The 24,827-nt window shown below is 69.9% G+C and carries 23 protein-coding genes and 1 tRNA gene; 18 read left to right on the top strand and 6 right to left on the bottom strand.

The window, feature by feature from the left end; all coding sequences use genetic code 11:
* Window positions 1–45: 45 nt before the first annotated feature.
* From RWH43_RS10200 to RWH43_RS10140, 13 genes are all read left to right on the top strand, one after another.
* Complete coding sequence (locus RWH43_RS10200; protein ID WP_316001403.1) at window positions 46–1,506, top strand: flavin monoamine oxidase family protein; 1,461 nt, start codon at window positions 46–48, stop codon at window positions 1,504–1,506.
* Complete coding sequence (locus RWH43_RS10195) at window positions 1,503–2,375, top strand: universal stress protein (protein WP_316001402.1); 873 nt, start codon at window positions 1,503–1,505, stop codon at window positions 2,373–2,375. The genes RWH43_RS10200 and RWH43_RS10195 overlap by 4 nt, the downstream gene beginning before the upstream one ends.
* The gene (locus RWH43_RS10190) at window positions 2,372–3,931 is read left to right on the top strand and encodes an APC family permease (protein WP_230705091.1); all 1,560 of its coding nucleotides are present in this window, start codon (window positions 2,372–2,374) and stop codon (window positions 3,929–3,931) included. Before RWH43_RS10195 ends, RWH43_RS10190 begins: the two co-directional genes overlap by 4 nt.
* Before the next feature lie 22 nt (window positions 3,932–3,953).
* Window positions 3,954–5,315 (top strand): NAD-dependent succinate-semialdehyde dehydrogenase, encoded by a 1,362-nt coding sequence (locus RWH43_RS10185; protein WP_316001401.1) that lies wholly within the window; start codon window positions 3,954–3,956, stop codon window positions 5,313–5,315.
* Window positions 5,316–5,556: 241 nt separating this feature from the next.
* Window positions 5,557–5,629, top strand: a tRNA-Trp gene (locus RWH43_RS10180).
* 42 nt (window positions 5,630–5,671) lie between these two features.
* Window positions 5,672–5,947, top strand: coding sequence for a preprotein translocase subunit SecE (gene secE, locus RWH43_RS10175; RefSeq protein ID WP_144832746.1), 276 nt, complete (start codon window positions 5,672–5,674; stop codon window positions 5,945–5,947).
* 59 nt (window positions 5,948–6,006) lie between these two features.
* The gene (gene nusG, locus RWH43_RS10170) at window positions 6,007–7,131 is read left to right on the top strand and encodes a transcription termination/antitermination protein NusG (RefSeq protein WP_144832748.1); all 1,125 of its coding nucleotides are present in this window, start codon (window positions 6,007–6,009) and stop codon (window positions 7,129–7,131) included.
* A gap of 229 nt (window positions 7,132–7,360) precedes the next feature.
* Window positions 7,361–7,792: a 50S ribosomal protein L11 gene (gene rplK / locus RWH43_RS10165; protein ID WP_013585556.1), complete on the top strand. Its 432-nt coding sequence runs from the start codon at window positions 7,361–7,363 to the stop codon at window positions 7,790–7,792.
* A gap of 11 nt (window positions 7,793–7,803) precedes the next feature.
* Window positions 7,804–8,496, top strand: coding sequence for a 50S ribosomal protein L1 (rplA, locus tag RWH43_RS10160; RefSeq protein ID WP_144832750.1), 693 nt, complete (start codon window positions 7,804–7,806; stop codon window positions 8,494–8,496).
* Between the two features lie 201 nt (window positions 8,497–8,697).
* The gene (locus RWH43_RS10155; RefSeq protein WP_144833120.1) at window positions 8,698–9,501 is read left to right on the top strand and encodes an amino acid ABC transporter substrate-binding protein; all 804 of its coding nucleotides are present in this window, start codon (window positions 8,698–8,700) and stop codon (window positions 9,499–9,501) included.
* Window positions 9,502–9,613: 112 nt separating this feature from the next.
* The gene (locus RWH43_RS10150; protein WP_316001400.1) at window positions 9,614–10,279 is read left to right on the top strand and encodes an amino acid ABC transporter permease; all 666 of its coding nucleotides are present in this window, start codon (window positions 9,614–9,616) and stop codon (window positions 10,277–10,279) included.
* Window positions 10,266–11,042 carry an amino acid ABC transporter ATP-binding protein gene (locus tag RWH43_RS10145; RefSeq protein ID WP_154097361.1) on the top strand — a complete coding sequence of 259 codons (777 nt, stop codon included), beginning with the start codon at window positions 10,266–10,268 and terminating at the stop codon, window positions 11,040–11,042. Before RWH43_RS10150 ends, RWH43_RS10145 begins: the two co-directional genes overlap by 14 nt.
* Before the next feature lie 2 nt (window positions 11,043–11,044).
* Window positions 11,045–12,088 (top strand): NAD(P)H-dependent flavin oxidoreductase, encoded by a 1,044-nt coding sequence (locus RWH43_RS10140; RefSeq protein WP_316001399.1) that lies wholly within the window; start codon window positions 11,045–11,047, stop codon window positions 12,086–12,088.
* Here the strand turns inward: RWH43_RS10140 and RWH43_RS10135 are convergent.
* Both RWH43_RS10135 and lysE read right to left on the bottom strand, forming a co-directional pair.
* Window positions 12,085–12,360: an acylphosphatase gene (locus RWH43_RS10135; RefSeq protein WP_144832758.1), complete on the bottom strand. Its 276-nt coding sequence runs from the start codon at window positions 12,358–12,360 to the stop codon at window positions 12,085–12,087. The two genes, RWH43_RS10140 and RWH43_RS10135, sit on opposite strands and share 4 nt — an antisense overlap.
* A gap of 57 nt (window positions 12,361–12,417) precedes the next feature.
* Window positions 12,418–13,131, bottom strand: coding sequence for an L-lysine exporter (gene lysE, locus RWH43_RS10130; RefSeq protein ID WP_144832760.1), 714 nt, complete (start codon window positions 13,129–13,131; stop codon window positions 12,418–12,420).
* Window positions 13,132–13,159: 28 nt separating this feature from the next.
* Between lysE and RWH43_RS10125 the strand changes: the two genes are divergently transcribed.
* Window positions 13,160–14,047, top strand: a complete 888-nt coding sequence (locus RWH43_RS10125) for a LysR family transcriptional regulator ArgP (protein ID WP_144832762.1) — start codon at window positions 13,160–13,162, stop codon at window positions 14,045–14,047.
* Between the two features lie 25 nt (window positions 14,048–14,072).
* Here the strand turns inward: RWH43_RS10125 and RWH43_RS10120 are convergent, their stop codons facing one another.
* From RWH43_RS10120 to RWH43_RS10105, 4 genes are all read right to left on the bottom strand, one after another.
* The gene (locus RWH43_RS10120; RefSeq protein WP_154097362.1) at window positions 14,073–15,092 is read right to left on the bottom strand and encodes an NADP-dependent oxidoreductase; all 1,020 of its coding nucleotides are present in this window, start codon (window positions 15,090–15,092) and stop codon (window positions 14,073–14,075) included.
* A gap of 178 nt (window positions 15,093–15,270) precedes the next feature.
* Entirely contained in the window at window positions 15,271–15,744 is a 474-nt protein-coding gene (locus RWH43_RS10115) for a MarR family winged helix-turn-helix transcriptional regulator (RefSeq protein ID WP_144832766.1), read from the bottom strand.
* The gene (locus RWH43_RS10110; RefSeq protein ID WP_230705094.1) at window positions 15,737–17,431 is read right to left on the bottom strand and encodes an MDR family MFS transporter; all 1,695 of its coding nucleotides are present in this window, start codon (window positions 17,429–17,431) and stop codon (window positions 15,737–15,739) included. Before RWH43_RS10110 ends, RWH43_RS10115 begins: the two co-directional genes overlap by 8 nt.
* A 100-nt stretch (window positions 17,432–17,531) precedes the next feature.
* The gene (locus tag RWH43_RS10105) at window positions 17,532–18,212 is read right to left on the bottom strand and encodes a YqaJ viral recombinase family protein (protein WP_144832769.1); all 681 of its coding nucleotides are present in this window, start codon (window positions 18,210–18,212) and stop codon (window positions 17,532–17,534) included.
* Window positions 18,213–18,314: 102 nt separating this feature from the next.
* Between RWH43_RS10105 and RWH43_RS10100 the strand changes: the two genes are divergently transcribed.
* The 4 genes from RWH43_RS10100 (at window position 18,315) to RWH43_RS10085 (ending at window position 24,751) form a co-directional block, all read left to right on the top strand.
* Complete coding sequence (locus RWH43_RS10100) at window positions 18,315–18,716, top strand: SIP domain-containing protein (RefSeq protein WP_144832771.1); 402 nt, start codon at window positions 18,315–18,317, stop codon at window positions 18,714–18,716.
* Window positions 18,717–18,967: 251 nt separating this feature from the next.
* Complete coding sequence (gene rplJ, locus RWH43_RS10095; protein WP_094735742.1) at window positions 18,968–19,483, top strand: 50S ribosomal protein L10; 516 nt, start codon at window positions 18,968–18,970, stop codon at window positions 19,481–19,483.
* Window positions 19,484–19,522: 39 nt separating this feature from the next.
* Window positions 19,523–19,909 (top strand): 50S ribosomal protein L7/L12, encoded by a 387-nt coding sequence (gene rplL / locus RWH43_RS10090; RefSeq protein WP_058232706.1) that lies wholly within the window; start codon window positions 19,523–19,525, stop codon window positions 19,907–19,909.
* 216 nt (window positions 19,910–20,125) lie between these two features.
* Complete coding sequence (locus RWH43_RS10085; RefSeq protein WP_316001398.1) at window positions 20,126–24,751, top strand: ExeM/NucH family extracellular endonuclease; 4,626 nt, start codon at window positions 20,126–20,128, stop codon at window positions 24,749–24,751.
* Window positions 24,752–24,827 lie beyond the last annotated feature (76 nt).

Raw genomic sequence — 24,827 nt, 5'->3', positions numbered from 1 at the left:
GGGCCACACTCTCCGACTTCGAACGACAAACCTAAGGACGCTTTCATGGACGAGATCACCCGAGACGTGGTCGTCATCGGAGCCGGCGCCGCCGGCCTGACCGCCGCCAACGACCTGCGCACGGCCGGACTGTCGGTCGTCGTGCTCGAGGCGCGCGACCGCGTCGGCGGGCGCCTGTGGACCGACGTGGTCGACGGCGCGATGCTCGAGCTCGGCGGCCAGTGGGTCTCGCCCGACCAGACGGCGCTCATCGACACCGTCGCCGACCTGGGGCTCGAGACCTACAGCCGCTACCGCGAGGGCGACAGCGTCTACGTCGGTCCCGACGGCGACGCCAAGCGTTTCACAGGCGAGATGTTCCCCGTCGCGCCCGAGACCGAGAAGGTGATCGACGACATCACCGCCCGTCTCGACGGGATGGTCGCCGAGATCGACCCCGACAAGCCGTGGGAGCACCCGAACGCCGCCGAGTGGGACAAGATCTCGTGGGACGCGTGGCTGCGCGAGCAGACCGACGACGACGAGGCCGTGCGCAACCTGGCCTTCGCGACCGGTTCGGCGATGCTCACCAAGCCCACGCACACCTTCTCGCTGTTGCAGTCGCTGCTCATGGCGGCCTCCGCCGGCTCGTACTCGAACCTCGTCGACGCCGACTTCATCCTCGACAAGCGCGTCGCCGGTGGCCTCCAGCAGGTTCCCGAGCTGCTCGCCGAGCGCCTCGGCGACGACGTGATCCTCAACCAGCCCGTGCGCCGCATCGTCTGGGGTGCCGCATCGGCGACCCCCGCGAGCCCCGCCGACGCGGCCACGGGGCAGCGCGTCGCCGACCTGCGCGCGCTGACCGCCCGCGTCGATGCGGCGAAGTCCTCGACCGACGGGGTCACGGTGATCGCCGACGGCGTCACGGTGCGTGCCCGCTTCGCCGTGCTGGCGCTCGCGCCCGTGCTCTACTCGCGCATCTCGTTCGAGCCCCCGCTACCGCGCGTGCAGCACCAGATGCACCAGCACATCTCGATGGGCTTCGTCATCAAGGTGCACGCCGTCTACGAGACGCCGTTCTGGCGTGACAAGGGCCTGTCGGGCACCGCGTTCAGCCCCTACGAGCTCGTGCACGAGGCCTACGACAACACCAACCACGGCGACGAGCGCGGCACCCTGGTCGGCTTCGTGTCCGACCAGAACGCCGACGACGTCTTCCGTCTCAGCGCCGAGGAGCGCCGCGAGCGCATCCTCGAGTCGCTGTCGCACTACTACGGCACCGAGGCGAAGAACCCCGTCGTCTACTACGAGAGCGACTGGGGCACCGAGGAGTGGACGCGCGGCGCCTACGCCGCGAGCTTCGACATGGGCGGTCTGCACCGCTACGGCGCCGACCTGCGCGAGCCCGTCGGCGCGATCCACCTCGCCTGCAGCGACATGGCCGGCGCGGGCTACCAGCACGTCGACGGAGCGATCCGTCAGGGTCATCGCGCCGCCGACGAGATCCTCGAGCGGACGCGCGGATGAGCGGCGACCGCGTCGTCGTCGGCTACACGGCGACCGATGCGGGCGCCGACGCCCTCGCCCTCGGGGCGCGGCTGGGTGCCGCGCTCGACACCTCCGTCCACGTCGTGGTCGTGCTGCCCTCGGCCGAGAACAACGTCTCGATCCCGACGGATGCCGGTTACGAGCGTCTCGTGCAGGACACCGCGCGCGGCTGGCTGCGCGAGGCGCTGGCGCCGTATCCCGGCATCCGGGGGCACGTGCGTTTCGCGTCGTCCGTCTCCGACGGACTGGTCTCGGCGGCGGAGGAGTTCGGGGCGGCCGTGATCGTCGTCGGCACCGGCGGGGGAGGGCCGCGCGGCCGGCACCGCCTCGGCACGACGGCCGAAGAGCTCGTGCATTCCGCTCCCGTCCCCGTCGCCCTGGCGCCCGAGGGTGCGCGCGACGTCAATCCCGCCGTGGGGCTCCCGCGCATCACCGCCGCGATCGGCACCCGCCCCGGAGCCGACGTGCTGCTCGACACCGCGGCATCCGTCTCCCGTCGGGCGAACGCTCCGCTGCGACTCCTCTCGCTCGCGGGGGTCGACCTGCCGGGGCGCGTCGACGCGTCGCTGACCCGGCTGACCGGTCAGGCGCACGCCGAGAGCGTGCTCGAGTCGGTCCGTACGGCCCTCCCGGCCGAGATCGAGGCCGAGGCCGTCGTCGGCGCGGGCTCCGATATCGAAGACGCCGTGTCGCGCATCGACTGGATGCCGGGCGAAGTCGCCCTCGTGGGGTCCAGCCGCCTGGCCCAGCCGCGCCGGCTGTTCCTCGGCTCCACCGCAGGGCGGATCCTCCGCGCCCTGCCCGTTCCCATGATCGTGGTGCCCCGCACCTCGGAGACCTCCTCATGACCACTTCTCGCAACGAGGCGAGCCCCGCACCCGACAGCGCCGTCACCACCGGCATCTCCAACAAGGGACTCCGGGTCGGCTCGATCGGCATGGTCGGCGCCGTCGTCATCGGCATCTCGACCATCGCCCCCGCCTACACCCTCACCGGGGCCCTCGGTCCGACGGTCTCGGCCGTCGGGTTCCAGGTGCCCGCGATCATCCTCGTCGGGTTCATCCCGATGCTGCTGGTGGCCCTCGGCTATCGCGAATTGAATTCCCGGCTGCCGGATGCCGGCACCTCGTTCACCTGGGCGGCCCGCGCCTTCGGGCCCTGGGTCGGCTGGATGGCCGGGTGGGGTCTGATCGCTGCGACCGTGATCGTGCTGTCGAACCTCGCCGGCATCGCGGTGGACTTCCTGTTCCTTCTGCTCGCGCAGATCAGCGGCAACGCCGAGATCGCCGAGCTCACGCGGGTCGTGCCGATCAACATCGCGGTGTGCCTGCTGTTCATGCTGCTGGCCACGATCGTGTCGTACCGCGACCTGCAGACCACCCAGCGTCTGCAGTACGGCCTCGTCGGCTTCCAGATCCTCGTGCTGCTGGTGTTCGCCGGGGCGGCGGTCGTCGAGATGACGAACGGCAACGCCTTCGACGCGAGCCCCGTGCAGCTGTCGTGGTTCAACCCGTTCGAGGTCGACTCGTTCAGCGCGTTCGCCGCCGGGCTCTCGCTGTCGATCTTCATCTTCTGGGGGTGGGACGTCATCCTCACGATGAACGAGGAGACGAAGGATCCCGACAAGACCCCCGGTCGCGCGGCCACCGTCACGGTGTTCCTGATCGTGGCGCTGTACCTCTTCATCGCCGTCGCGCTGCTGATGTTCGCCGGCAACGGCACGGGCGAACTGGGACTGGGCAACGAAGACATCCAGGAGAACGTCTTCTTCCACCTGTCGGGACCGATCCTCGGCCCCCTCGCCTTCCTCGTCTCGCTCGCGGTGCTCACCAGCTCCGCGTCGTCGCTGCAGGCGACCTTCGTCGGACCCGCCCGCACGCTGCTCGCGATGGCGCACTACGACGCCCTGCCGGCGAAGTTCGCGAAGGTCAGCCCGCGCTTCTTCACGCCCGGCTACGCCACCATCGTGTCGGCCATCGTGGCATCCGTGTTCTACGCCGTCATGCGCGTGCTCAGCGAGAACGTGCTCACCGACACCATCACGGCCCTCGGCGCGATGATCTGCTTCTACTACGGCCTCACGGCCTTCGCGTGCGTCTGGTACTTCCGCAAGCAGTGGTTCGACTCGGTGCGCAACGTGCTGCTGACGCTGCTCGCCCCGCTCGTGGGCGGAGTGATCCTCGCGGTGCTCTTCGTCACCACGCTGATCGACAGCGCGAGCCCCGACTACGGCTCGGGCTCCGAGATCGGGGGAGTGGGCCTGGTCTTCGTCATCACGGTGGTCATCATCGTGGTGGGGATCGTCCTCATGATCGCCCAGCGCGTGAAAAGCCCCGGCTTCTTCCGCGGTGAGACCCTGGGACGCGAGGCGCCCGCCAGCGCCCGCCGTCGCCGCACGACCTGACAACGAAACGAAAAGGAGCACCATGAGCGACTACGCCGTCGTCAATCCCGCCACCGGCGAGACCCTCGCCGAGTACGACACGCTGAGCGACTCCGGGGTCGGAGAGGCCATCGCCTCCGCCCACGAGGGCTACCGCGTGTGGGCGGCGACCGCCCCGGCCGAGCGCGCCACGGCCATCCGCCGCGTCGCCGAGCTGCACCGCGAGCGCCGCGACGAGCTCGCGGCCATCATCGTGCGCGAGATGGGCAAGCCCCTCGAGGCCGCCCTGGGCGAGGTCGACTTCGCGGCCGACATCACCGAGTACTACGCCGACAACATCGACAAGATCACCGGCGACACCCCGCTCGACATCCTGGCCGAGGGCACCGCCGTGATCCGCCGCTCCCCGCTGGGCGTGCTGCTGGGCATCATGCCGTGGAACTTCCCGTACTACCAGGTCGCCCGTTTCGCGGCGCCGAACCTGGCGGTGGGCAACACGATCCTCCTCAAGCACGCGCCGCAGTGCCCCGAGTCGGCCGAGGCGCTTGAGGCGATCTACCGCGACGCCGGGCTCCCCGAGGGTGCCTACGTCAACATCCGCGCCACCAACGACCAGGCGGCGACCATCATCGCCGATCGTCGCGTGCAGGGCGTCTCGGTCACCGGCTCGGAGCGCGCGGGTGCCGCGGTCGCCGAGATCGCCGGCCGCAACCTCAAGAAGGTCGCGCTCGAGCTCGGCGGGTCCGACCCGTTCATCCTGCTGTCCACCGACGACCTCGACGCCGCGGTGCAGGCGGCCGTCGACGCGCGCCTCGACAACAACGGACAGTCGTGCAACGCGGCCAAGCGCTTCATCGTCGCCGACGACCTGTACGAGGGCTTCCTGTCGAAGTTCACCGCCGCCCTCGGCGAGGCCAAGGTGGGCGACCCGTTCGCCGACGACACGGTGCTCGGGCCCCTCTCGTCGCTGACCGCGGCCGAGCGGCTCGACGAGCAGGTGCAGCGCGCGCAGGCGCAGGGCGCCACCGTCGAGGTCGGCGGAAAGCGCGACGGGGCGTTCTACCCCGGCACCGTCCTCACCGGGGTGACCAAGGACATGGACGCCTACGGCGAGGAGTTCTTCGGCCCCGTGGGCGTGGTCTACCGGGTCTCGGGTGAAGACGAGGCGGTGGCCCTGGCCAACGACACGGGCTACGGCCTGGGCTCGTACGTGTTCACCACGGATGCCGAGCAGGCCCAGCGCATCGCCGACAAGATCGAGGCCGGCATGGTCTACGTCAACCTCGTGCTCGCCGACTCGCCGGAGCTGCCCTTCGGCGGCGTCAAGCGCAGCGGCACCTCGCGAGAGATGGGCCTGCTGGCGGCCGACGAGTTCGTCAACAAGAAGCTCATCCGCTCGGCGTGACCCCCCACCGCACCCCTCGGTCCGCGCGCTCTCATGCGCTCCGACCGAGGGGTGCGGCGCGCTCCGCGACATGCCCGGTGGGGCCGGCTCGGTTCGCCAGGTCCGACCTCATGACATAGACTGGGGAGTGCAGTCGAAATCTGCATTCTTTCGCCGTGCCCCCGGGCACGCGGCATCCCTCCCCGAGAGATTCCAGGCGGAACGCATGTCGGTTTCGAATCCTGGATCCCGTCGGGATCTTAGGGCGGTAGCTCAATTGGCAGAGCAGCGGTCTCCAAAACCGCAGGTTGCAGGTTCGATTCCTGTCCGCCCTGCGCACAGCGCACGCTGGCACACAGACAGACCTAGGTGGTTCGATGACGCAGGAAGAGGCGAAGGGCGAGATCGTCGCAGACCGCGGCGCGCCCCGCGAGAAGAAGCTGAACTTCTTCGCGCGGATCGCTCTCTTCATTCGTCAGGTCTTCGCAGAACTGCGCAAGGTCGTCACGCCGACGCGGCAGGAGCTCCTGAAGTTCACCGCCGTCGTCCTCGGGTTCGTCGTCGTCATGATGGCGATCGTCTACGGCCTCGACGTGCTGTTCGTGTGGATCACCACCGCCGTCTTCGGCGTCCCCGGTACCGCCGGCGCCTGACCGCGTCTGGACGGACGCGCGGCGCCTGGAGCGGCCGCCTCTGAACGGAAGAGATCACAGTGTCTGAAAGATATGTCGACGACGCCGACTGGGCGACGGCAGCCGAGCAGTCCAGCGAGGACGACGAGGCCCAAGAAGGCAACGTGCTCGAATCGCAGGAGCGCGCCTCCGACTCGGCCGAGCACTCCGCCGTGCACGTCGTCGACGACGAGACCGACACCGACGACGCCGACCTCGGCGACATCGACATCACCGACCCGGAGGCGGACGCGATCGTGAACGACGCTCTCGAGATCGACGAGACCAGCGAGGCCGAGGCCGCCGCCGAGGTGCTCACCGACGCCCTCGCCGAGGAACAGGCCGAAGAGGCCGCCGAGGCCGCCGACGAGGTCACCCCCTACGACGGTCCCGACATCAACGGCGAGCCCGACGCGCCCGTGCTCGACGAGGACTTCGTCGACGAGGTCTCCGCCGCGGCATCCGTCGTCGACGAGGCCGAGGCGTCCGAGTCGCCGGCCGACGCCGCGACCGATGTCGACGCCGAAGAGACCGACGAAGACGCCGACCCGTACGAGGCGTTCCGCGCCGAGCTGCGGTCGCTCCCCGGCAAGTGGTTCGTCATCCACTCCTACGCCGGTTTCGAGCGCAAGGTGAAGGCCAACATCGAGCAGCGCAAGTCGACGCTCGAGGTCGAGGACGACATCTACCAGGTCGAGGTCCCCATGGAGGACGTCGTCGAGATCAAGAACGGCCAGCGCAAGATGGTCAACCGCGTGCGCATCCCCGGCTACGTGCTGGTGCGCATGGACCTCAATGAAGACACCTGGTCGGTCGTGCGTCACACCCCCGGTGTCACGGGCTTCGTGGGCAACGCCCACAACCCCACGCCGCTGCGCTTCGAAGAGGCCTTCAACATGCTGAAGAGCCTCGTCGAGGTCAAGGAGTCCGCTCCCGCGAAGGGCGGCGCCGTCAAGGGTGCTCCGACCGCGCAGCGCGTCATCCCCGCCGAGGTCGACTTCGAGACCGGCGAGACGATCACGATCAAGGAGGGCTCGTTCGCGGGTCTTCCCGGCACGATCAGCGAGATCAAGCCCGAGAGCGGCAAGCTCACGGTGCTGGTGTCGCTCTTCGAGCGCGAGACCCCGGTCGAGCTGTCGTTCGACCAGGTCACCAAGATGGTCTGACGCCCACCCGCGTCTTCGCGAACGCCCCGCCCGGCTCGTCCGGCGGGGCGTTCGCCGTTCCCGGCGGGCGCCGCTCTCCTTGCGTCGGGAGGGTGGGATGCCGACGGGCGTCACGTCGCGTATGATGGGCAGGTTGCGTGCGTCAGCGCGCGACGACCGCTGCCCGGAATCCGCCGGGTGTGCGGGAGAGAGGGAGCCGCCACGGCCCCGCTCGAGAGAGGAAAAGGATATGGCACCCAAGAAGAAGGTGACCGGCCTGATCAAGCTCCAGATCAAGGCGGGTGCGGCCAACCCCGCGCCCCCCATCGGTCCGGCGCTCGGTCAGCACGGCGTCAACATCATGGAGTTCTGCAAGGCGTACAACGCGGCGACCGAGGCCCAGCGCGGCAACGTCATCCCCGTCGAGATCACCGTCTACGAGGACCGCAGCTTCACGTTCATCCTGAAGACGCCCCCCGCCGCAGAGCTCATCAAGAAGGCCGCCGGTCTCGCCAAGGGCTCGTCGACGCCCCACACGGTCAAGGTGGGCAAGCTCACCAAGGACCAGGTCCGCGAGATCGCCACCACGAAGCAGCCCGACCTGAACGCGAACGACATCGAGGCCGCCTCGAAGATCATCGCCGGCACCGCCCGTTCCATGGGCATCACGGTCGAGGACTGAGGGAGATAACAATGGCTACCAAGTCCAAGGCATTCCGCGCCGCTGCTGAGAAGATCGCGGCCGACACGTTCTACACCCCGACCGAGGCCGTCGCCCTCGCGAAGGAGACCGGCTCGAAGAAGTTCGACTCGACCGTCGAGGTCGCGCTGAAGCTCGCGGTCGACCCCCGTAAGGCCGACCAGATGGTTCGCGGCACGGTCATCCTGCCCCACGGCACGGGTAAGACCGCGCGCGTCATCGTCTTCGCCAACGGCCCCGCGGCCGAGGCGGCTCTCGCCGCCGGCGCCGACGAGGTCGGTGGCACCGAGCTCATCGAGAAGGTCGCCGGCGGTTACACCGCGTTCGACGCGGCCGTCGCCACGCCCGAGCTCATGGGCCAGGTCGGTCGCCTCGGTAAGGTCCTCGGACCCCGCGGCCTCATGCCGAACCCCAAGACCGGCACCGTGACCCCCAACCCGGCCAAGGCCGTCGAGGAGATCAAGGGCGGAAAGATCGAGTTCCGCGTCGACAAGCACGCCAACGTGCACTTCGTCGTGGGCAAGGCATCGTTCACCGCTGAGCAGCTCGACGAGAACCTCGCCGCCGCTCTCGAGGAGATCGTCCGCCTCAAGCCGTCGAGCTCGAAGGGCCGTTACATCCAGAAGGGCGCCGTGTCGACCACGTTCGGCCCCGGCATCCCGCTGGACGTCAACTCCATCATGTGACATCCGTCACTTCGGAAGCCCCGTCGCGCCTTGCGCGGCGGGGCTTCTGCGTTGCCGGCGCGTGCACGATCGTGCAATACAGCGTCATCCGGGAAGACTCCGCTGCCGCGGCGTGTTCTGCTGGAGGGTGCGCTCGCGCACCGACCACGTCCGGCGCCGCACCGCGCCACCCCCCCCACATCACACATGTCTGGAACAGCTATGCCCCGTCGCCGTCTGACCGTCCTCGCCGCCACCCTGGGCCTGAGCGCCCTCGCGCTGACCGCCTGCAGCGGCGGCTCCTCCACGACCGATCCCGCCGCGGGCGCCGACCTCGGTCTGGTCTCGGGCGGCACGCTGACCGTCGCCACCGAGGGCACCTACCGCCCGTTCTCGTACCACGAGGGCGCCGGCGAGCTCACGGGCTTCGACGTCGAGATCGCCAAGGCCGTCGCCGACAAGCTCGGCCTGCAGGTGAAGTTCCAGGAGACCCAGTGGGACGCGATCTTCGCGGGCCTCGATGCGGGTCGCTTCGACGTCATCGCCAACCAGGTCTCGATCAACCCCGACCGTCAGGCGAAGTACGACTTCAGCTCGCCGTACACGGTGTCGCGTGGCGTGATCGTCACCACCGAAGACGAGAACGGCATCTCGAGCTTCGCCGACCTGTCGGGCAAGACCACCGCGCAGTCGCTCACCAGCAACTGGTACGAGCTCGCGACCTCGAGCGGTGCCCAGGTCGAAGCCGTCGAGGGCTGGGCGCAGGCCGTCGCGCTGCTCAAGCAGGGCCGGGTCGACGCCACGGTCAACGACCAGCTCACCTACCTCGACTACGAGAAGACGAACAGCCCCACGGGCCTGAAGATCGCCGCGCAGACCGACGACACCTCCGAGAGCGCGTTCGCGTTCAAGAAGGGTCAGGACAAGCTGGCGGATGCCGTGGACGGCGCCCTCGACGAGCTTCGTACCGACGGCACTCTCGCGCAGATCAGCGAGAAGTACTTCGGCGCAGACGTCACCCAGTAAGCCCGATGTAAAGCCCCGCGGATCATCCGCCACCCACCCGTAGCGTGGACGGCGGATGATCCGCTGCGGCGTCCGCCGCGGGTGATCCGCGCCCGCGCGAGGAAGGAAGCCCATGAACGACGTCTGGTCGCTCCTGGTCGAATCGTTCTGGCCAATGCTGCTGGCCGGGTTCACCGGCACCGTTCCGCTGTCGCTGGCCTCGTTCGCGATCGGTCTCGTGCTCGCCCTGCTGATGGCGCTCATGCGCCTGTCTCGCAACCTCGTGCTGTCGGGCATCGCCCGGTTCTACATCTCGGTCATCCGCGGGACGCCGTTGCTCGTGCAGCTGTTCGTGATCTTCTTCGGCCTGCCGTCGCTGGGGCTCACGATCGATCCGTTCCCGGCGGCGGTCATCGCCTTCTCGCTGAACGTCGGCGGCTACGCGGCCGAGATCATCCGCGCCGCGATCCTCTCCGTCCCCCGCGGGCAGTGGGAGGCCGCGCACACCGTCGGCCTGTCGCCGACCAAGACGCTGACCCGCATCATCCTCCCGCAGGCGGCCCGGGTGTCGGTGCCGCCGCTGTCGAACACCTTCATCTCGCTGGTGAAGGACAGTTCGCTCGCGTCGCTGATCCTCGTCACGGAGCTCTTCCGCCAGGCGCAGAACATCGCGGCGTTCTCGTACGAATTCATGGCCGTCTACCTCGAGGCGGCGTTGATCTACTGGCTGTTCTGCCTAGTGCTGTCGTTCGGGCAGAACGCCCTCGAGAAGAGGCTGGACCGCCATGTCGCCCACTGAACCGTCCGCCCCGCTGCTCGCAGCGACCGGGCTGCAGAAGAGTTTCGGAACGAACCGCGTGCTCGACGGCGTCGATCTCGAGGTGCGCCGCGGTGACGTGCTCGTGCTGATCGGTCCGTCGGGGTCGGGCAAGACGACGGTGCTGCGCTGCCTGAACGGACTCGAGACCCCGGATGCCGGCGTCGTGGCGTTCGATCAGGGTCCGGTGGTCGAGTTCGGTGGCAAGGTGTCGAAGGCCGACCGCACGGCGCTGCGCGACAAGTCGGCGATGGTCTTCCAGCACCACAACCTGTTCCCGCACCTGACGGTGCTGCAGAACGTCATCGAGGGGCCGACGCAGGCGCACGGCGTCGCGAAGGCCGAGGCCATCGCCCGCGCCGACACTCTGCTGACCCGCTTCGGCCTCGCCGAGAAGCGCGACGCGTATCCCTCCGAGCTTTCCGGCGGACAGCAGCAGCGCGTCGGCATCGTGCGCGCCCTCGCGCTGCAGCCGCAGCTGCTGCTCTTCGACGAGCCCACCAGTGCCCTCGACCCCGAACTCGTGGGCGAGGTGCTGACGGTACTCCGCGAACTCGCGGCCGAGGGCTGGACGATGGTCATCGTGACGCACGAGCTCGGTTTCGCCCGTGAAGTCGCCGACGAGGTGCTCTTCTTCGACGGGGGAGTGATCGTCGAGCGCGGCACTCCGTCCGAGATCCTGCGTCAGCCCAAGATGGAGCGCACCAAGCGCTTCCTCGACCGACTCCTGCGACCGATGGACTGATCATGTCGCGTCTGCGGGAGGTGCTCGGCGTCGAGGTGCCGATCGTACTCGGCCCGTTCGGCGGCCTGTCGTCGGTGGGGCTGACGGCCGCGGTCAGCGAGGCGGGCGGGCTCGGATCGTTCGGCCTCTACGGCTACGCGGCCGAGCGCATCCGCGACACCGTCCCTGCTCTGCGCGCGGCGACCGACAAGACGATCGCCGTCAACCTGTGGATGCCGCGGGGCGACGAGGTCACCCCCGACGACGTCGACCTGCAGCGCTACGTCGACGCCGCGGGCGACCTCTTCGCGCGCGCAGGCATCTCCCGCCCCGAGGCGCCGCGCGCCTTCATCCCGCCCGTGGCCGAGCAGCTCGAGGCCGTCTTCGACGCGCGCCCCGACGTGCTGAGCGTCGTGTTCGGCGTTCCGGATGCCGCGACCCTCGCGACCGCACGAGAGCTCGGCATCCGCGTGATCGGAACGGCCACGTCGGTGGACGAGGCCCGCGCGCTCGATGCCGCGGGTGTCGACGCGATCGTGGCGACCGGAATGGAGGCGGGTGGTCACCGGGTCTCGTTCCTGCGCGACGCCTCGGCTTCGCTCGTCGGCACGTTCGCCCTCGTGCCCCAGGTCGTCGACGCCGTGGGGGTGCCGGTGATCGCGGCGGGGGGCATCGCCGATCGTCGGGGTGTCGCCGCGGCCTTCGCCCTGGGGGCCGAGGGCGTGCAGGTCGGCACCGCGTTCCTGCGCACGAGGCAGTCGGCGGCGACGCGGGCGCATCGTGAGGCGATCGCCTCGGCATCCGACACCACCACCGTTCTGACGACGGCGATGAGCGGTCGGCTCGCGCGCGGAGTGCCCAACGACGCGGTGCGGGCGTTCGAGGAGTCCGGCGAGATCGCGCCCTTCCCGGCGCAGAACTGGCTCACGGGAGTGTTCCGTCAGGCCGCCGCGGCGAGCGGCGACGCCGAGTTGCTGTCGCTGTGGCTGGGCCAGGCTGCGGGCCTCGCGCGTCTGGATGATGCCGCCGACGTTCTCGCCGAGCTGCGGGCGGGTCTTCCGCTCTAGGCGGTCGCGCGGATCTCGAACCCGTCGCCGGGATCGGTGGTGCCCTCGATCACATCGACGTCGTCGACGCGGGCCGTCGACGGACCCTCGTGCGCCCAGGCGATGAGGGCTTCGACGGCGTCGGGATCGCCCGCCACCTGCGCCTCGACCGAGCCGTCGCGGCGGTTGCGCACCCATCCGCGCAGCCCGAGCCGTTGCGCCTCGTCGTGCAGTGCGTAGCGGAACCCCACACCCTGCACGCGTCCGTTCACCGTGATCGTCGCCGTGCGCATGGGTCCATTCTCGTCGTCTCGTGGGCCGCGGATGCCCCGCGGCCGGCGAATCGCCGCTCAGTGCGGCAGGACGAGCGAGATCGCGATCGCGAACATCACCACGGCGATCACCGCGTCGAGGATGCGCCACGCGCGCGGGGTGTCGAGCCACCGCCCGAGCCAGCGGGCGCCGAAGCCGAGCGAGGTGAACCACAGCACGCTCGCCACACAGGCGCCCAGAGCGAAGGCCCATCGATCGTCGCCGTGGGTCGAGGCGACCGAGCCCAACAGGAACACCGTGTCGAGGTACACGTGCGGGTTCAGCCACGTCAGGGCGAGGCACGTCGCGAGGGCGGCGGCCAGCGTGGTCCGGGCCGGGCGCGTGCGCACGGCGGTACCGCCGGCGTCTCCGGCGCGGGGGGAGGGGGCGGATGCCGCGCCCCCGTCGACCCGCAGGGTTTCGCCGCTCGGCCGTAGGGCGCGCCGCGCGGCCAGCACGCCGTACCCCACGAGGAACGCCGCCCCCGCCCAGCGCACGACAATGAGCAGCCACGGCACGGCCTGCAGCACGAGCCCGACGCCCGAGACGCCGAGCACGATGAGGATCGCATCGGACAGAGCGCACACCGCGACCACGGCGAGCAGGTGCTCGCGCCGGATGCCCTGGCGCAGCACGAAGAGGTTCTGGGCGCCGATGGCGACGATGAGCGACAGGCCGAGGCCGAGACCGGCGAAGACGGAGGGGAGCACGACGACGACGCTACGGTCGCCCAGAAGAAAAGAACAACTCATTATTCTGATGAACCATTAGCATCGCTTCATGCCGGTCCCGCTCGATCTCGCTCGCACCCTCGCCGCCGTCGTCGACGAGGGCACCCTTGACGCCGCCGCCCGACGCCTGCACATCACCCCGTCGGCGGTGAGCCAGCGGCTGCGCGCGCTTGAGGACCAACTCGGACGCGTCGTGCTCGTGCGGTCCAAGCCCGTACGCACGACCGAGGCCGGCGACGCCGTGGTGCGCCTCGCCCGCCAGCTCGCCCTGCTCGAACACGACGCCCTGGCCGCCCTGGGCGCGGAGGAGGGCTCGGTGGCATCCGTCGCCCTCGCCGTCAACGCGGACTCGCTCGCGACGTGGTTCCTGCCCCCGCTGGCGCGCGTGGCGGCGCGCCGCGCGGTGGTGTTCGACCTGCACCGCGACGACCAGGACTTCACGGCCGGGCTTCTCGAGAGCGGCACGGTCATGGCCGCCGTCACCTCGCGCGAGACCCCGGTGGCCGGGTGCCGGGTGCGCTCACTCGGGGTGCTGCGCTACGAAGCGGTGGCGACCGTGGGGTTCGCCGAGCGGTGGTTCGCTCGGGGGGTCGACGCCGACGCGCTCGCGGTGGCGCCGATCGTCGACTTCGACCGACGAGACGACCTGCAGACGCAGTGGCTCCTGCGGCGCGGGGTCTCGCCGGCGGATCCTCCGCGGCACCGCGTGCCCGCCTCGCAGGACTTCGCCGCAGCGGTCGGGCTCGGGCTCGGGTGGGGGCTTCTCCCCGGATTCCAGTCCGCCGAGGGGCTCGCCCAGGGTCGCCTGGTGCGGCTCGGTGCCGATCCGGTCGACGTGCCCCTGTTCTGGCAGCAGTGGAACCTCACCTCTCCCTTGCTCGACGAGGTGGCCGACGAGATCGTCGGCGAGGGGCGGCGGATGCTCGCAGCCGGGTGACCCCCGGCTCCGCGGCATCCGCCGGTCAGTCGTCGCTGACGCAGAGGACGATCTTGCCGCGCGTGTGCCCGCGCTCGAGTTCGACGTGCGCGTCGGCGGCATCGGCGAGGTCGAACACGTGCTCGACGTAGACCCGCACCGCACCCGAATCGAGCAGGCGGGCGATGGTCGCCAGGGCGCCGCCGTCGGGGATCGTCTTGTAGTCCGTCGAACGGATGCCGCGGGCCGCGGCCGCCTCGCGGAAGCCCGGCCATGCGCCGGTCGGCACCTCGATGAGCAGGCCCCCGGGGCGCAGCACCTCGAGGGAGCGCGTGCCGGTGTCGTCGGAGACGTCGCCGATGAGGTCGATGACCACGTCGACGTCGTGGACGACGTCTTCGAAGCGCGTCGCGGTGTAGTCGACGACCTCGGCGGCTCCGAGCTCGCGGAGCCATTCGAGGTTGCGCGTCGAGCCGGTCGCGATGACGTGCGCGCCGAAGTAGGCGGCGAACTGCACGGCGAAGTGCCCCACCCCGCCACTGCCGGCGTGGATGAGGATGCGCTGCCCCTGGTGCGCGAGGGCCGTCTCGACGACGAGTCCCCAGGCGGTCAGCGCGGCCAGGGGGACGGCGGCGGCCTCGACGTGCGAGAGCGAGGCGGGCTTGCGGGCGAGCGAAAGCGTGGGAACGACGGCGTACTCGGCCGAGGTCCCGGGGGTGCGGGGGAAGGCGGCCATGCCGTACACCTCGGTGCCGACGGGGAACGGGTGCGCGTCGAAGGGGGTGCGCACCACCACGCCGCTCACGTCGAACCCCGGCACGGCCGGCCACGCGTCGATGGCAGCCGACATGCCGCGTCCCGCGCGGGTCTTCGCGTCGATCGGGTTGACGCCAGCGGCGATCACCCGCACGAGGACCTCGCTGAGCACCGGAGTGGGGACCGCGACGTCGGCGACCCGGAGCACCTCGGCGGAACCGGGGGCATCGAACACCACCGCTCGCATCGTCTCGGGCAGCGCGGGGGCGGGCTGGAGGGCGGCCTCGGGACGCGTCGATCGGAATCTCATCGGGCGCTCTCTCTCGTGACGTCGCTACGCAGCGACTTCGCTGCGGTCCGCCCAGTCAATCGCGCCATTGTCTCGCCGGTGTTACGCGTCGGTCACCGTGTCGCGAAGCCCGTCGAGGGCCGGGATCCACGGCATCCGGGATCGCCCGATGCCCTCCGCGGTCGGCCCCCGCTGCCGGTCAGTCGCGCGAGGGGACTTCGCCGACGGCGAGGGCGTGCAGCAGCGTCGAGAGGTGACGGATGTCGCCGATGGTCCAATCGGCGATGGCGTCGTAGAGGCGGCTCTCGTGCGGGGCGCGGGCATCGGCCAAGCGGGTGTGCCCGAGCTCGGTGACGGCGATCAGGCGCGAACGACGATCGTTCGGGTCGGGCGTGCGGGTGACGAGTCCGAGATCCTCGAGCTCGCTGATCCCGCGACTGAGGAATCCCTTGTCGGCGGCGAGGCGCTCGGCCAGGGCCGAGAGGGTGAGCGGTCCGAAGCGGCTGACGACCGAGAGGGCCTTGAACGTCGCCGGCAGCATCCCCGGGCTCACGCGTTCCGCCGCTTCGGAGACGAAGCGGCGGAACACGGTCATGAGCTCCGAGAACGACGATTCCAGGGCCTGTACGGCCTCGCGGCGCTCGTCGTCCGTTTCGCTCTTCACGTCAGACATCCTCTCCCATCCCGGCGTCACGACGTGCGCGGCGCGGGGAGGCGGCATCCTGAGTCGGGATCGTTCCCGTGGCCGAGAGCGTCGCCATCGCCTCGGGGACCGAGACCGTGGCGAGGTCGGCTTCGCTCGCGGCGACGCGCTCCGTCGTCGTCATGCGGGTGAGGGGACGGTTCGGCAGGAACACGATCGCGATGAGGCTCACGATCGCCACGGGCACCGCGATGAGGAACGAGTGGGCGATCGACTGGGCGTAGATGTCCTCGACGATCACGCGCACGCTCTCGGGCAGGGTCGACACCTGGGGGATGGCTCCCGACTGCAGCGTCTGGGCGACGGCGGCGCCCTTCTCGCCCAGGCCCATGATCGCGGCCTGCAGGTCGGCCGCGCGGTCGGTGAACAGGCTCGTCGCCATGCTCGCCAGGGCCGCACCCATGACCGAGACGCCGATCGTGCCGCCGAGGCTGCGGAAGAACGTGACTCCCGAGCTGGCCGCACCCATCTGGCTGGGGTTGGCGGTGTTCTGCACGACGAGCACGAGGTTCTGCATCGTCATGCCGACACCGGCACCGAGCAGGGCCATGTACAGCGACACGAGCGCGAAGTTGGTGTCGTAGTGGATCGTCGACAGCAGGAACGTCCCCGCGATCAGCAGCACGCCGCCGGTGATGAGGAACGGCTTCCAGTGACCGAAGCGCGAGATGAGCGCACCGACGACGATCGACGAGACCAGCAGGCCGCCGATCATCGGGATGGTCATGACGCCGGCCTCGGTGGGCGTGGCGCCACGGGCCATCTGCATGTACTGGCTGAGGAACACCGAGGTGCCGAACATCGCCAGGCCGGTCGCGATCGAGGCGATCGTGGCGAGGGTGAAGGTGGCGTCGCGGAACAGCGTCAGCGGCACGAGGGGCTCCGACGAGCGCAGCTCGACGACGACGAACAGGATCGCCGCGAGCACCGCGCCGCCGACCATCAGGAAGGTCTCGGTGCTGGCCCACTCGAAAGTGCTGCCGGCGTTGGTCACCCAGACGAGCAGCAGCGAGACGGCGGCCGAGAGCAGCACGATGCCGAGGTAGTCGATCTTGACCTTGCGCGTCGGGCGGGCGGGGAGGTGCAGCGTGCGCTGCTGGATCAGCAGGGCGGCGACGGCGAAGGGGAGGGCGACGAAGAAGTTCCAGCGCCATCCGAAGGCGTCGGTGATGACACCGCCGAGCAGGGGGCCGCCGACGGTGGCGACGGCCATCACGGCGCCGAAGAGGCCCATGTACCGGCCGCGCTCGCGCGGGCTGATGATGTCGGCCATGATCACCTGGCTGAGGGCGGCGAGACCGCCGGCACCGAGGCCCTGCACCGCGCGGAAGCCGATCAGCATGTCGGTGTTCTGCGAGAACCCGGCGGCCGCGGTGGCGAGCACGAAGATCGCGATCGCGATCTGGATGAGCACCTTGCGGTTGAACAGGTCGGCGAGCTTGCCCCAGATCGGGGTCGAGATCGCGGTGGTGAGCAGGGTCGCGGTGATGACCCAGGTGTAGGCGTTCTGGTCGCCCGACAGGTCGTGGACGATGACCGGCAGCGACGTCGAGACGACGGTCGAGGCGAGCATCGACACGAACGTGCCGAGCAGCAGGCCGATGAGGGCCGGGAGGACGCGCCGCTGTGCGGGCGCCTCGGGGGAAGAGGTTGTCATGCGGGAGCTCCACGAAAGGGGGGACGGATGCCGCGACGACGATGGCGCGATTAGTTGACTGATGTCAACGATACGCCTATTGCTTGACTTCCGTCAACTATTAATCGAGGAGCGCGAGAGCGCGGTACCTCTCCGTGGGCTCGGGGCGGACCGGCTCGGGACGCGGCTGACGCGCCTCCATCGTGCGGCGGTAGAGCTCGTCGATGAGGGAGGTGGCGAGACCCACCAGTTTGGAGATCTCGCGCTCGTCGCGGTCGATCCACTGGCACCGCGGTTCGTCGTGCAGGGGGACGAAGCCGTCGTGCTGCTCCCAGGCGACGAGGGTGCGCTCGGCGCCGAGCACGTGCTGCTGCCACCAGATCTGACGCATGTAGGTCTTGGGGATCGAGCGCCACGCCTTGTTGGTCGTCTTGATCTCGGCGAGCACGATGCGGCCCTCGCCGTCGACGACCACGCCGTCGGGGGTGGCGAGGTGACGCTTCTCGACGACCGCGTGGTAGAGCGCGGAGGAGGGGCGGATGCCGTGGGTCGCCGCCACCCACGCGGCGATCTCGGGCTCGCGACGACGACCGTGCGCCGTGAAGGCGTTGCCCGAGAAGTTCGAGCCCATGAGCTTGGCATCCGCCGCTCGCGCGATGGCGTTGTGGCTCGTCAGCGTCGCGACGTCGGTCGCGGTGATGCCCCGGCTGCGCGCGCGGATCCAGGCGACGCGATCACGCGAGTCCGCGACGATCCGGGCGTCGAGGTCGGCGCTGCGCGATGCGACGAGCTCGGGGGACATGCGTTCGACCCTAACCCCGCTCGCCCGTGGAGCGCATGCGAGGCGCGGCGCGTCGGCATCCGGGGTCTTGTGCCGCAGGTAAGGGTGCCCTAAGTTGTCTGCATGCCCGCCGAAGATCACGCCGCGAAGCGCCCCGACGGCGGGCGCTGGTGCGACATCGAGGGCGCCGTGCTGCTCGGGGGAGACGCGCAGAACGTCGCCGAGATGCGTCGGATCGCGGCCGCGCTCTCGCCCGCCGTGCACCTGACCGTCGTCGTCGAGGTGTGCGGCGCCGCCGAGGTCGGCGTCGTCGACGCGGGGGACGGGCGTGTCAGCTGGCTCGACCGCACGATCGACGGCGAACTGCGTCCGCGCGGCGAGCGGCTCGCGCAGGCGATCCACGCGTGGTGCGCGGAGTGGGCGTGCGGCGACGCGCCGATGTGCACCGTGTGGCTCGGTGCGCGCACTCCGTCGCGCATCGTGCGCATGACCCGCGCTCTGCTGCCCGAACCCCGCGTCTCCTGACGCAGGCGGATTGGCGCAGGCCCGGGGGATCGGGTACAGTGGGGGCAAGCCAAAGACCGTCGGTTATCGGAGTGCTCGCATTCCGATCGAAGCGTCTGCTGAAAAGCAGGGGACCAACGCAGGTGTACGAACTCTCCTTCGGGAATCGAGCTCCGTGCCTTGCGCCGGAGCTCTTCTTTTTTGTCCGGACCCCGGTGTCTTCGGCCGGCGCCCCGCCATCGCGGAGCGCCTCGTTCACACAAGGAGTGGCCATGGCGCAGAAGGATGCATCGGTCGCCGAGCTCACGAAGAACTTCGAGAGCTCGACCGCCGTTCTGCTGACCGAGTACCGCGGTCTGACGGTTGCCCAGCTCAAGCAGCTGCGCAACGACATCCGTCAGGACGCGGATTACGCCGTGGTGAAGAACACGCTGACCAAGATCGCCGCGGCTAACGCGGGGGTCACGGGACTGGACGACGAGCTCAAGGGCCCGTCTGCCATCGCGTTCGTGCACGGTGACCCTGTCGCCGTCGCGAAGAGCCTGCGTGCCTTCGCCAAGGCTAACCCTCAGCTCGTGGTGAAGGGCGGCTACTTCGATGGCGCCGCTCTGACCGCGGATGAGGTCAACAAGCTCGCCGATCTCGAAAGCCGTGAAGTCCTGCTGGCGAAGCTCGCCGGCGCGATGAAGGCGACGATGACCAAGGCGGCATACGTCTTCCAGGCGCTTCCGTCGAAGGCCGTTCGCACGGTCGACGCGCTGCGCGAGAAGCAGGACACCGCGGCCTGACCCGGCCCCGGATGATTAACCCGATCAAGGAGATACAACATGGCTAAGCTCAGCACCGAAGAGCTGCTCGACGCGTTCAAGGAGCTCACCCTCATCGAGCTCTCCGAGTTCGTCAAGGCGTTCGAGGAGACCTTCGACGTCACCGCTGCCGCCCCCGTGGCCGTTGCCGGCCCCGCCGCCGGTGGCGCTGCCCCCGCCGAAGAGGTCGAGGAGAAGGACTCGTTCGACGTCGTCCTCGAGGCCGCCGGTGACAAGAAGATCCAGGTCATCAAGGTCGTCCGCGAGCTCACCTCGCTCGGCCTCGGCGAGGCCAAGGCCGTCGTCGATGGTGCTCCCAAGGCCGTGCTCGAGGGCGCGAACAAGGAGACCGCCGACAAGGCCAAGGAGGCTCTCGAGGCCGCCGGCGCCACGGTGACCCTGAAGTAATAACGCTTCACGGTCGCGGTAACGCGATTCACACGAAGCCCCGGATGCCACGGCATCCGGGGCTTCGTCGTTCCCGGTCGGAGCCTCGGACGGAGTTCACGCAAACGAAACCTGTGAGTCTGGGAAAAGGGTATGCGGATCGTTTACGGTCGTTGAGAACCCCCGTCGATCCCCCCACGCGACGTCGTTCCCACGTTCGTCGTTATCTGGAGACCCATGCTTTCCGATGTGTCGCGCGTGCCCGCACGCCGTTTCACGACCGTCCTGAGTGCCGCCCTCGGCGCGGCTCTGCTCGGTTCCGCCCTCGTCCCGCTCCCCGCCTTCGCGGCCGACGGCCCCCGGGTGGTGATTAACGAGGCCTACCTGAAGGGCGGGAGCGCGAACGCTCCGTTCTCGCAGAAGTTCGTCGAGCTCTACAACGCCGGCGACACCGCGCAAGACCTGAGCGGGTGGTCGCTGCAGTACCGCTCGGCCTCCAGCGAGAGCGCCCCGACCGGTGCGAACACGCAGAGCCTGACCGGCTCGATCGCCGCTGGCGGCTACTACCTCATCGCCCTCCCCGGCAACGGCGCCACTGGCGCGGCCCTGCCCGCCGTCGACCTCACGAGCACGGGCCTGAACCCCTCGGGGACGAACGGCCAGCTGTTCCTCGCCGATGTGGCGGAGTCGCTCGCCCTTCCCGCCGGCTCGGTCGACGACGACCGCGTGGTCGACTTCGTCGGCTACGGCTCGGCGGTCGGCTTCGAGACGGCGGCGGCGACGGTCGACGGGGGCAACTCCGTGCCCAACTCGCTCGTGCGTTCGGGTTTCGTCGACACCGACGACAACTCCGCCGACTTCACCAACGCCACGACGGTCACGCCCCAGGGTTCCGCCGGCGGAACCCCCGCCCCCGAACCCGAGCCTGACCCCGAGCCGACCGAAGAGCCCTCGGCTCCGGCTCCCGACGTCGTCACGCCCATCCGCGAGATCCAGGGCACGGGCGCCACGACCCCACTCGACGGCACGACCGTCACGACCCGCGGCATCGTCACCGCCGCATACCCCACGGGCGGGTACAACGGTTTCTTCCTGCAGACCCCGGGGACCGGCGGAGCGGTCGACGCCGCGACCCACACGGCATCCGACGCGATCTTCGTCTACGGCTCGGCCGCGACGGCGCTCGTCGCGCAGGGCGACTACGTCGAGGTGACCGGGACGGCGGGCGAGTTCTCCGGCCAGACCCAGATCACCGCGGATGCCGCTGCGGTCAGCATCCTGACCGAGGACGCCGACGCCGTGTCGCCGGCCGAGATCGGCTGGCCCCAGACCGACGAGGAGCGCGAGCGCTTCGAGGGGATGCTGCTGGCGCCTCAGGGCGACTTCACCGTCACCAACTCGTACAGCACCAACCAGTACGCCGAGGTCGGTCTCGCCGCCGGGACCACGCCGCTGCGCACCCCCACCGACGTCGCTCGTCCCGCGACCCCCGAGTACGTGGCGGCGGTCGCCGACAACAACGCTCGGGCCGTGGTGCTCGACGACGGGGCGTCGATCAACTTCCTGAACGATGCGAACAAGGGCATTCCGCTGCCCTACGTCTCGCTCACCGACCCGGTGCGCGTGGGTGCTCCGGTGACGTTCACGCAGCCGGTCATCCTCGATTACCGCAACAACGCGTGGAAGTTCCAGCCGACCCAGCAGCTCACGGTCGACAACGCCTCGACGGTGCAGCCCGCGACCTTCGCGAACACCCGCACCTCGGCTCCCGAGCCGGTCGGCGGCAGCGTGAAGATCTCGAGCTTCAACGTGCTGAACTACTTCACCACCACCGCCGAGAGCGTCGGGTGCACCTCGACCTACGACGACCGCGACGGCAACCCCGTCACGGCCGACACGTGCCCCGCGCCCGGTCCTCGCGGTGCCGCGAACGCCGAGAACCTCGAGCGTCAGCAGGCGAAGATCGTCGCTGCGATCAACGGTCTGGGCGCCGACGTCGTCTCGCTCGAGGAGATCGAGAACTCGGCCCAGTTCGGCAAGGACCGCGACGACGCACTGTCGACGCTGGTCGACGCCCTCAACGACGCCCTCGGAGCCGAGGAGTGGGCCTTCGTGCCCTCGCCCGCCGCCGTGCCTGCGTCGGAGGACGTCATCCGCACGGCCTTCATCTACAAGAAGGCCGTCGTGACCACGGTGGGCGACAGCGTCATCCTCGACGACCCGGCGTTCGCCAACGCCCGCCAGCCGCTCGCCCAGGCCTTCGCGCCGGTCGACGACGAGGGCGCGAAGATGCTCGCGATCGTCAACCACTTCAAGTCGAAGGGCGACAGCCGCCCCGCCGCCACCGGCGACAACGCCAACGGCGTGCAGGGCGCGTTCAACGGCGACCGCGTGCGTCAGGCCGAAGCGCTCGGCGCCTTCGCGCAGGAGCGCTCCGCGCAGGTCGGCACCGACGAGGTGTTCCTGCTCGGAGACTTCAACTCCTACACGCAGGAGGACCCGATCGAGACGCTGCGCTCGTTCGGCTACGAGCCGCTGGAGGCGGGCACGGGCAAGTACTCGTACTCGTTCAGCGGGCAGTCCGGGTCGCTCGACCACGTGCTCGCGTCGCCCTCGGCGCGCGACCTCGTGACCGGCGTCGACGTGTGGAACATCAACGCCGTCGAGGCCCTCGCCCTGGAGTACAGCCGCTACAACTACAACGCGCTGAACTTCTACGACGCCTCGCCCTACCGCTCCAGCGACCATGACCCCGTCGTCGTGGGGGTCGACCTGTCGTCGACCACCGAGCTCAACCTGCTCAACATCAACGACTTCCACGGGCGCATCGACGCCAACACCGTGAAGTTCGCGGGCACGATCGAGCAGCTGCGCGCGGAGGGCGGCGACGACAAGACGCTGTTCCTCTCCAACGGTGACAACATCGGCGCCTCGCTGTTCGCGTCGTCGAACGCCGGTGACAAGCCGACGATCGACGTGCTGAACGCGCTCGATCTCGCGGCATCCGGAGTCGGAAACCACGAGTTCGACAAGGGCGCCGACGACCTGCTCGGGCGCGTCTCCGACCTCGCCGACTTCGAGTACCTCGGCGCGAACGTCTACCGCGACGGTCAGCCGATGCTCCCCGGCTACGAGATCCTCGAGGTCGACGGTCTGCGCGTCGGCGTGATCGGCGCCGTCACCGAGGAGACGGCGTCGCTCGTCACCCCGAGCGGCATCGAAGGCGTCGAGTTCCGCGAACCGGTGGCCGAGGTCAACCGCGTGGTCGGCGAGATCCGCGACCAGGTCGACGTCATCGTCGCCGAGTACCACGAGGGTGCCAGCGCGAGCGCGTCGGCGGGCGAGACCCTCGAGAAGGCCGTCGCCGAGGGCGGCGCCTTCGCGCGGATCGTGACGGAGACGGATGCCGATGTGGATGCGATCTTCACCGGTCACACCCACGAGGAGTACGTGTGGGAGGCACCGATCCCCGGTGGTGAGGGCACGCGTCCGATCCTCCAGACCGGCAGCTACGGCGCGAACATCGGCCAGGTGGTCCTGGACGTCGACCGCGAGAGCGGCGAGGTCGTCGGTCACACCGCCCGCAACGTCCCCCGTCTGGCGGCCGAGGCCGTCGAGGACGACCCCGAGAAGACCGCCGAGAACAGCGCGGCGCTGGACGCCGAGCTGATCGCGACCTATCCGCGGGTCGCCGAGGTCGACGCCATCGTCGACGCCGCCCTGGCCGAGGCCGACCGCGTCGGTTCGCAGCCGGTCGGTTCGGTGACGGCCGACATCACCACCGCGTTCACCGGCGGCGCCTACGTCGACGGCGTCTACACCGGTGGCACGCGCGACGACCGCTCGAGCGCCTCGGCGTTGGGCGGCCTGGTCGCCGATGCGCTGCGCACGACGCTGGCCGACCCCGACCGCGGCGGTGCCGACATCGCCCTGGTGAACCCGGGTGGGCTGCGCGCCGAGCTGCTGCGGGGCGACGACGGAGTGATCACGTTCGCCGAGGCCAACGCGGTCCTGCCGTTCGTGAACAACCTCGGCACGACGACGCTGACCGGCGACCAGTTGCGCCGCCTGCTCGAGCAGCAGTGGGGCGACGAGGCCGGCCGCGCCGCGACGCTCGCGCTCGGGGTGTCCGAGAACGTCCGCTACACCTACGACGCGTCGCTCCCCGCGGGCGAGCGCATCACGGGCATCTGGATCGACGGGGCAGCCGTCACTCCCGAGGCCGAGTACCGGGTGGGCACGTTCAGCTTCCTGCTGCAGGGCGGTGACGCCTTCTCGGTCTTCACCGAGGGTGCCGACACGCGCGACTCGGGTCTCATCGACCGCGATGGCTGGATCGCCTACCTGCAGGCCAACCCGGGGCTCACGCCCGACTTCGCCGCTCGCGCGGTGCAGGTGACGGGGGCTCCGGCCGAGGTGCAGCGCGGGGGCCAGATCAGCTTCGGCGTCTCGAAGCTCGACCTGACCTCGCTGGGCAGCCCCCTCACCACGGAGCTCACGGTGACCGTCGGCTCCGCGGCCCCGGTCACGGTGCCCGTGGTCGACGGCGCGGCTCAGGTGTCGGTGACCGTGCCGGCCGACGCCCGCGAGTCCCTCGAGGTGGTCCTCACCACCGCGACGGGCACGACGGCGACGGTGCCCGTGCGGGTGACGGACGCCGCGGTCGACCCGGGCACTCCGGTACAGCCCGGCACACCCGGCGAGCCGGGGCAGCCCGCCGGTCCGGGAACCCCGGGACAGCCCGGCGCGCTGCCACTCACCGGTACCGACACCGCCTGGATGGGTGCCGGCGTGCTCGCCGCGCTCGCTCTGCTGGGTCTCGGCCTCGTCGTCCGCCGACGCGCGACGCGCAACGCCGACTGACCTCGAGTCGCACGAAGACCCCGGATGCCGCGGCATCCGGGGTCTTCGTCGTTCCCGGCCGGTCGCGCGGCCGGGG

The organism is Microbacterium algihabitans, assembly GCF_032464975.1.
In the GTDB taxonomy this organism is placed as follows: Bacteria; Actinomycetota; Actinomycetes; order Actinomycetales; family Microbacteriaceae; genus Microbacterium; species Microbacterium algihabitans.
Note: the sequence above shows the minus strand (reverse complement) of the source record. Positions and strands in the feature narration are given on the sequence as shown.

Bases quoted from the DNA above. Each gene is read 5' to 3' on its own strand.
- RWH43_RS10155 (WP_144833120.1), top strand. From the start codon at position 8,698: ATGCCCCGTCGCCGTCTGACCGTCCTCGCCGCCACCCTGGGCCTGAGC.
- RWH43_RS10190 (WP_230705091.1), top strand. From the start codon at position 2,372: ATGACCACTTCTCGCAACGAGGCGAGCCCCGCACCCGACAGCGCCGTC.
- RWH43_RS10120 (WP_154097362.1), bottom strand. From the start codon at position 15,092: ATGAGATTCCGATCGACGCGTCCCGAGGCCGCCCTCCAGCCCGCCCCC.
- rplJ (WP_094735742.1), top strand. From the start codon at position 18,968: ATGGCGCAGAAGGATGCATCGGTCGCCGAGCTCACGAAGAACTTCGAG.
- RWH43_RS10105 (WP_144832769.1), bottom strand. From the start codon at position 18,212: ATGTCCCCCGAGCTCGTCGCATCGCGCAGCGCCGACCTCGACGCCCGG.
- rplK (WP_013585556.1), top strand. From the start codon at position 7,361: ATGGCACCCAAGAAGAAGGTGACCGGCCTGATCAAGCTCCAGATCAAG.
- RWH43_RS10110 (WP_230705094.1), bottom strand. From the start codon at position 17,431: ATGACAACCTCTTCCCCCGAGGCGCCCGCACAGCGGCGCGTCCTCCCG.
- RWH43_RS10115 (WP_144832766.1), bottom strand. From the start codon at position 15,744: ATGTCTGACGTGAAGAGCGAAACGGACGACGAGCGCCGCGAGGCCGTA.
- RWH43_RS10200 (WP_316001403.1), top strand. From the start codon at position 46: ATGGACGAGATCACCCGAGACGTGGTCGTCATCGGAGCCGGCGCCGCC.
- RWH43_RS10100 (WP_144832771.1), top strand. From the start codon at position 18,315: ATGCCCGCCGAAGATCACGCCGCGAAGCGCCCCGACGGCGGGCGCTGG.
- secE (WP_144832746.1), top strand. From the start codon at position 5,672: ATGACGCAGGAAGAGGCGAAGGGCGAGATCGTCGCAGACCGCGGCGCG.
- RWH43_RS10195 (WP_316001402.1), top strand. From the start codon at position 1,503: ATGAGCGGCGACCGCGTCGTCGTCGGCTACACGGCGACCGATGCGGGC.
- rplL (WP_058232706.1), top strand. From the start codon at position 19,523: ATGGCTAAGCTCAGCACCGAAGAGCTGCTCGACGCGTTCAAGGAGCTC.
- RWH43_RS10185 (WP_316001401.1), top strand. From the start codon at position 3,954: ATGAGCGACTACGCCGTCGTCAATCCCGCCACCGGCGAGACCCTCGCC.
- rplA (WP_144832750.1), top strand. From the start codon at position 7,804: ATGGCTACCAAGTCCAAGGCATTCCGCGCCGCTGCTGAGAAGATCGCG.
- RWH43_RS10150 (WP_316001400.1), top strand. From the start codon at position 9,614: ATGAACGACGTCTGGTCGCTCCTGGTCGAATCGTTCTGGCCAATGCTG.
- RWH43_RS10140 (WP_316001399.1), top strand. From the start codon at position 11,045: ATGTCGCGTCTGCGGGAGGTGCTCGGCGTCGAGGTGCCGATCGTACTC.
- RWH43_RS10145 (WP_154097361.1), top strand. From the start codon at position 10,266: ATGTCGCCCACTGAACCGTCCGCCCCGCTGCTCGCAGCGACCGGGCTG.
- RWH43_RS10085 (WP_316001398.1), top strand. From the start codon at position 20,126: ATGCTTTCCGATGTGTCGCGCGTGCCCGCACGCCGTTTCACGACCGTC.
- lysE (WP_144832760.1), bottom strand. From the start codon at position 13,131: ATGAGTTGTTCTTTTCTTCTGGGCGACCGTAGCGTCGTCGTCGTGCTC.
- RWH43_RS10125 (WP_144832762.1), top strand. From the start codon at position 13,160: ATGCCGGTCCCGCTCGATCTCGCTCGCACCCTCGCCGCCGTCGTCGAC.
- RWH43_RS10135 (WP_144832758.1), bottom strand. From the start codon at position 12,360: ATGCGCACGGCGACGATCACGGTGAACGGACGCGTGCAGGGTGTGGGG.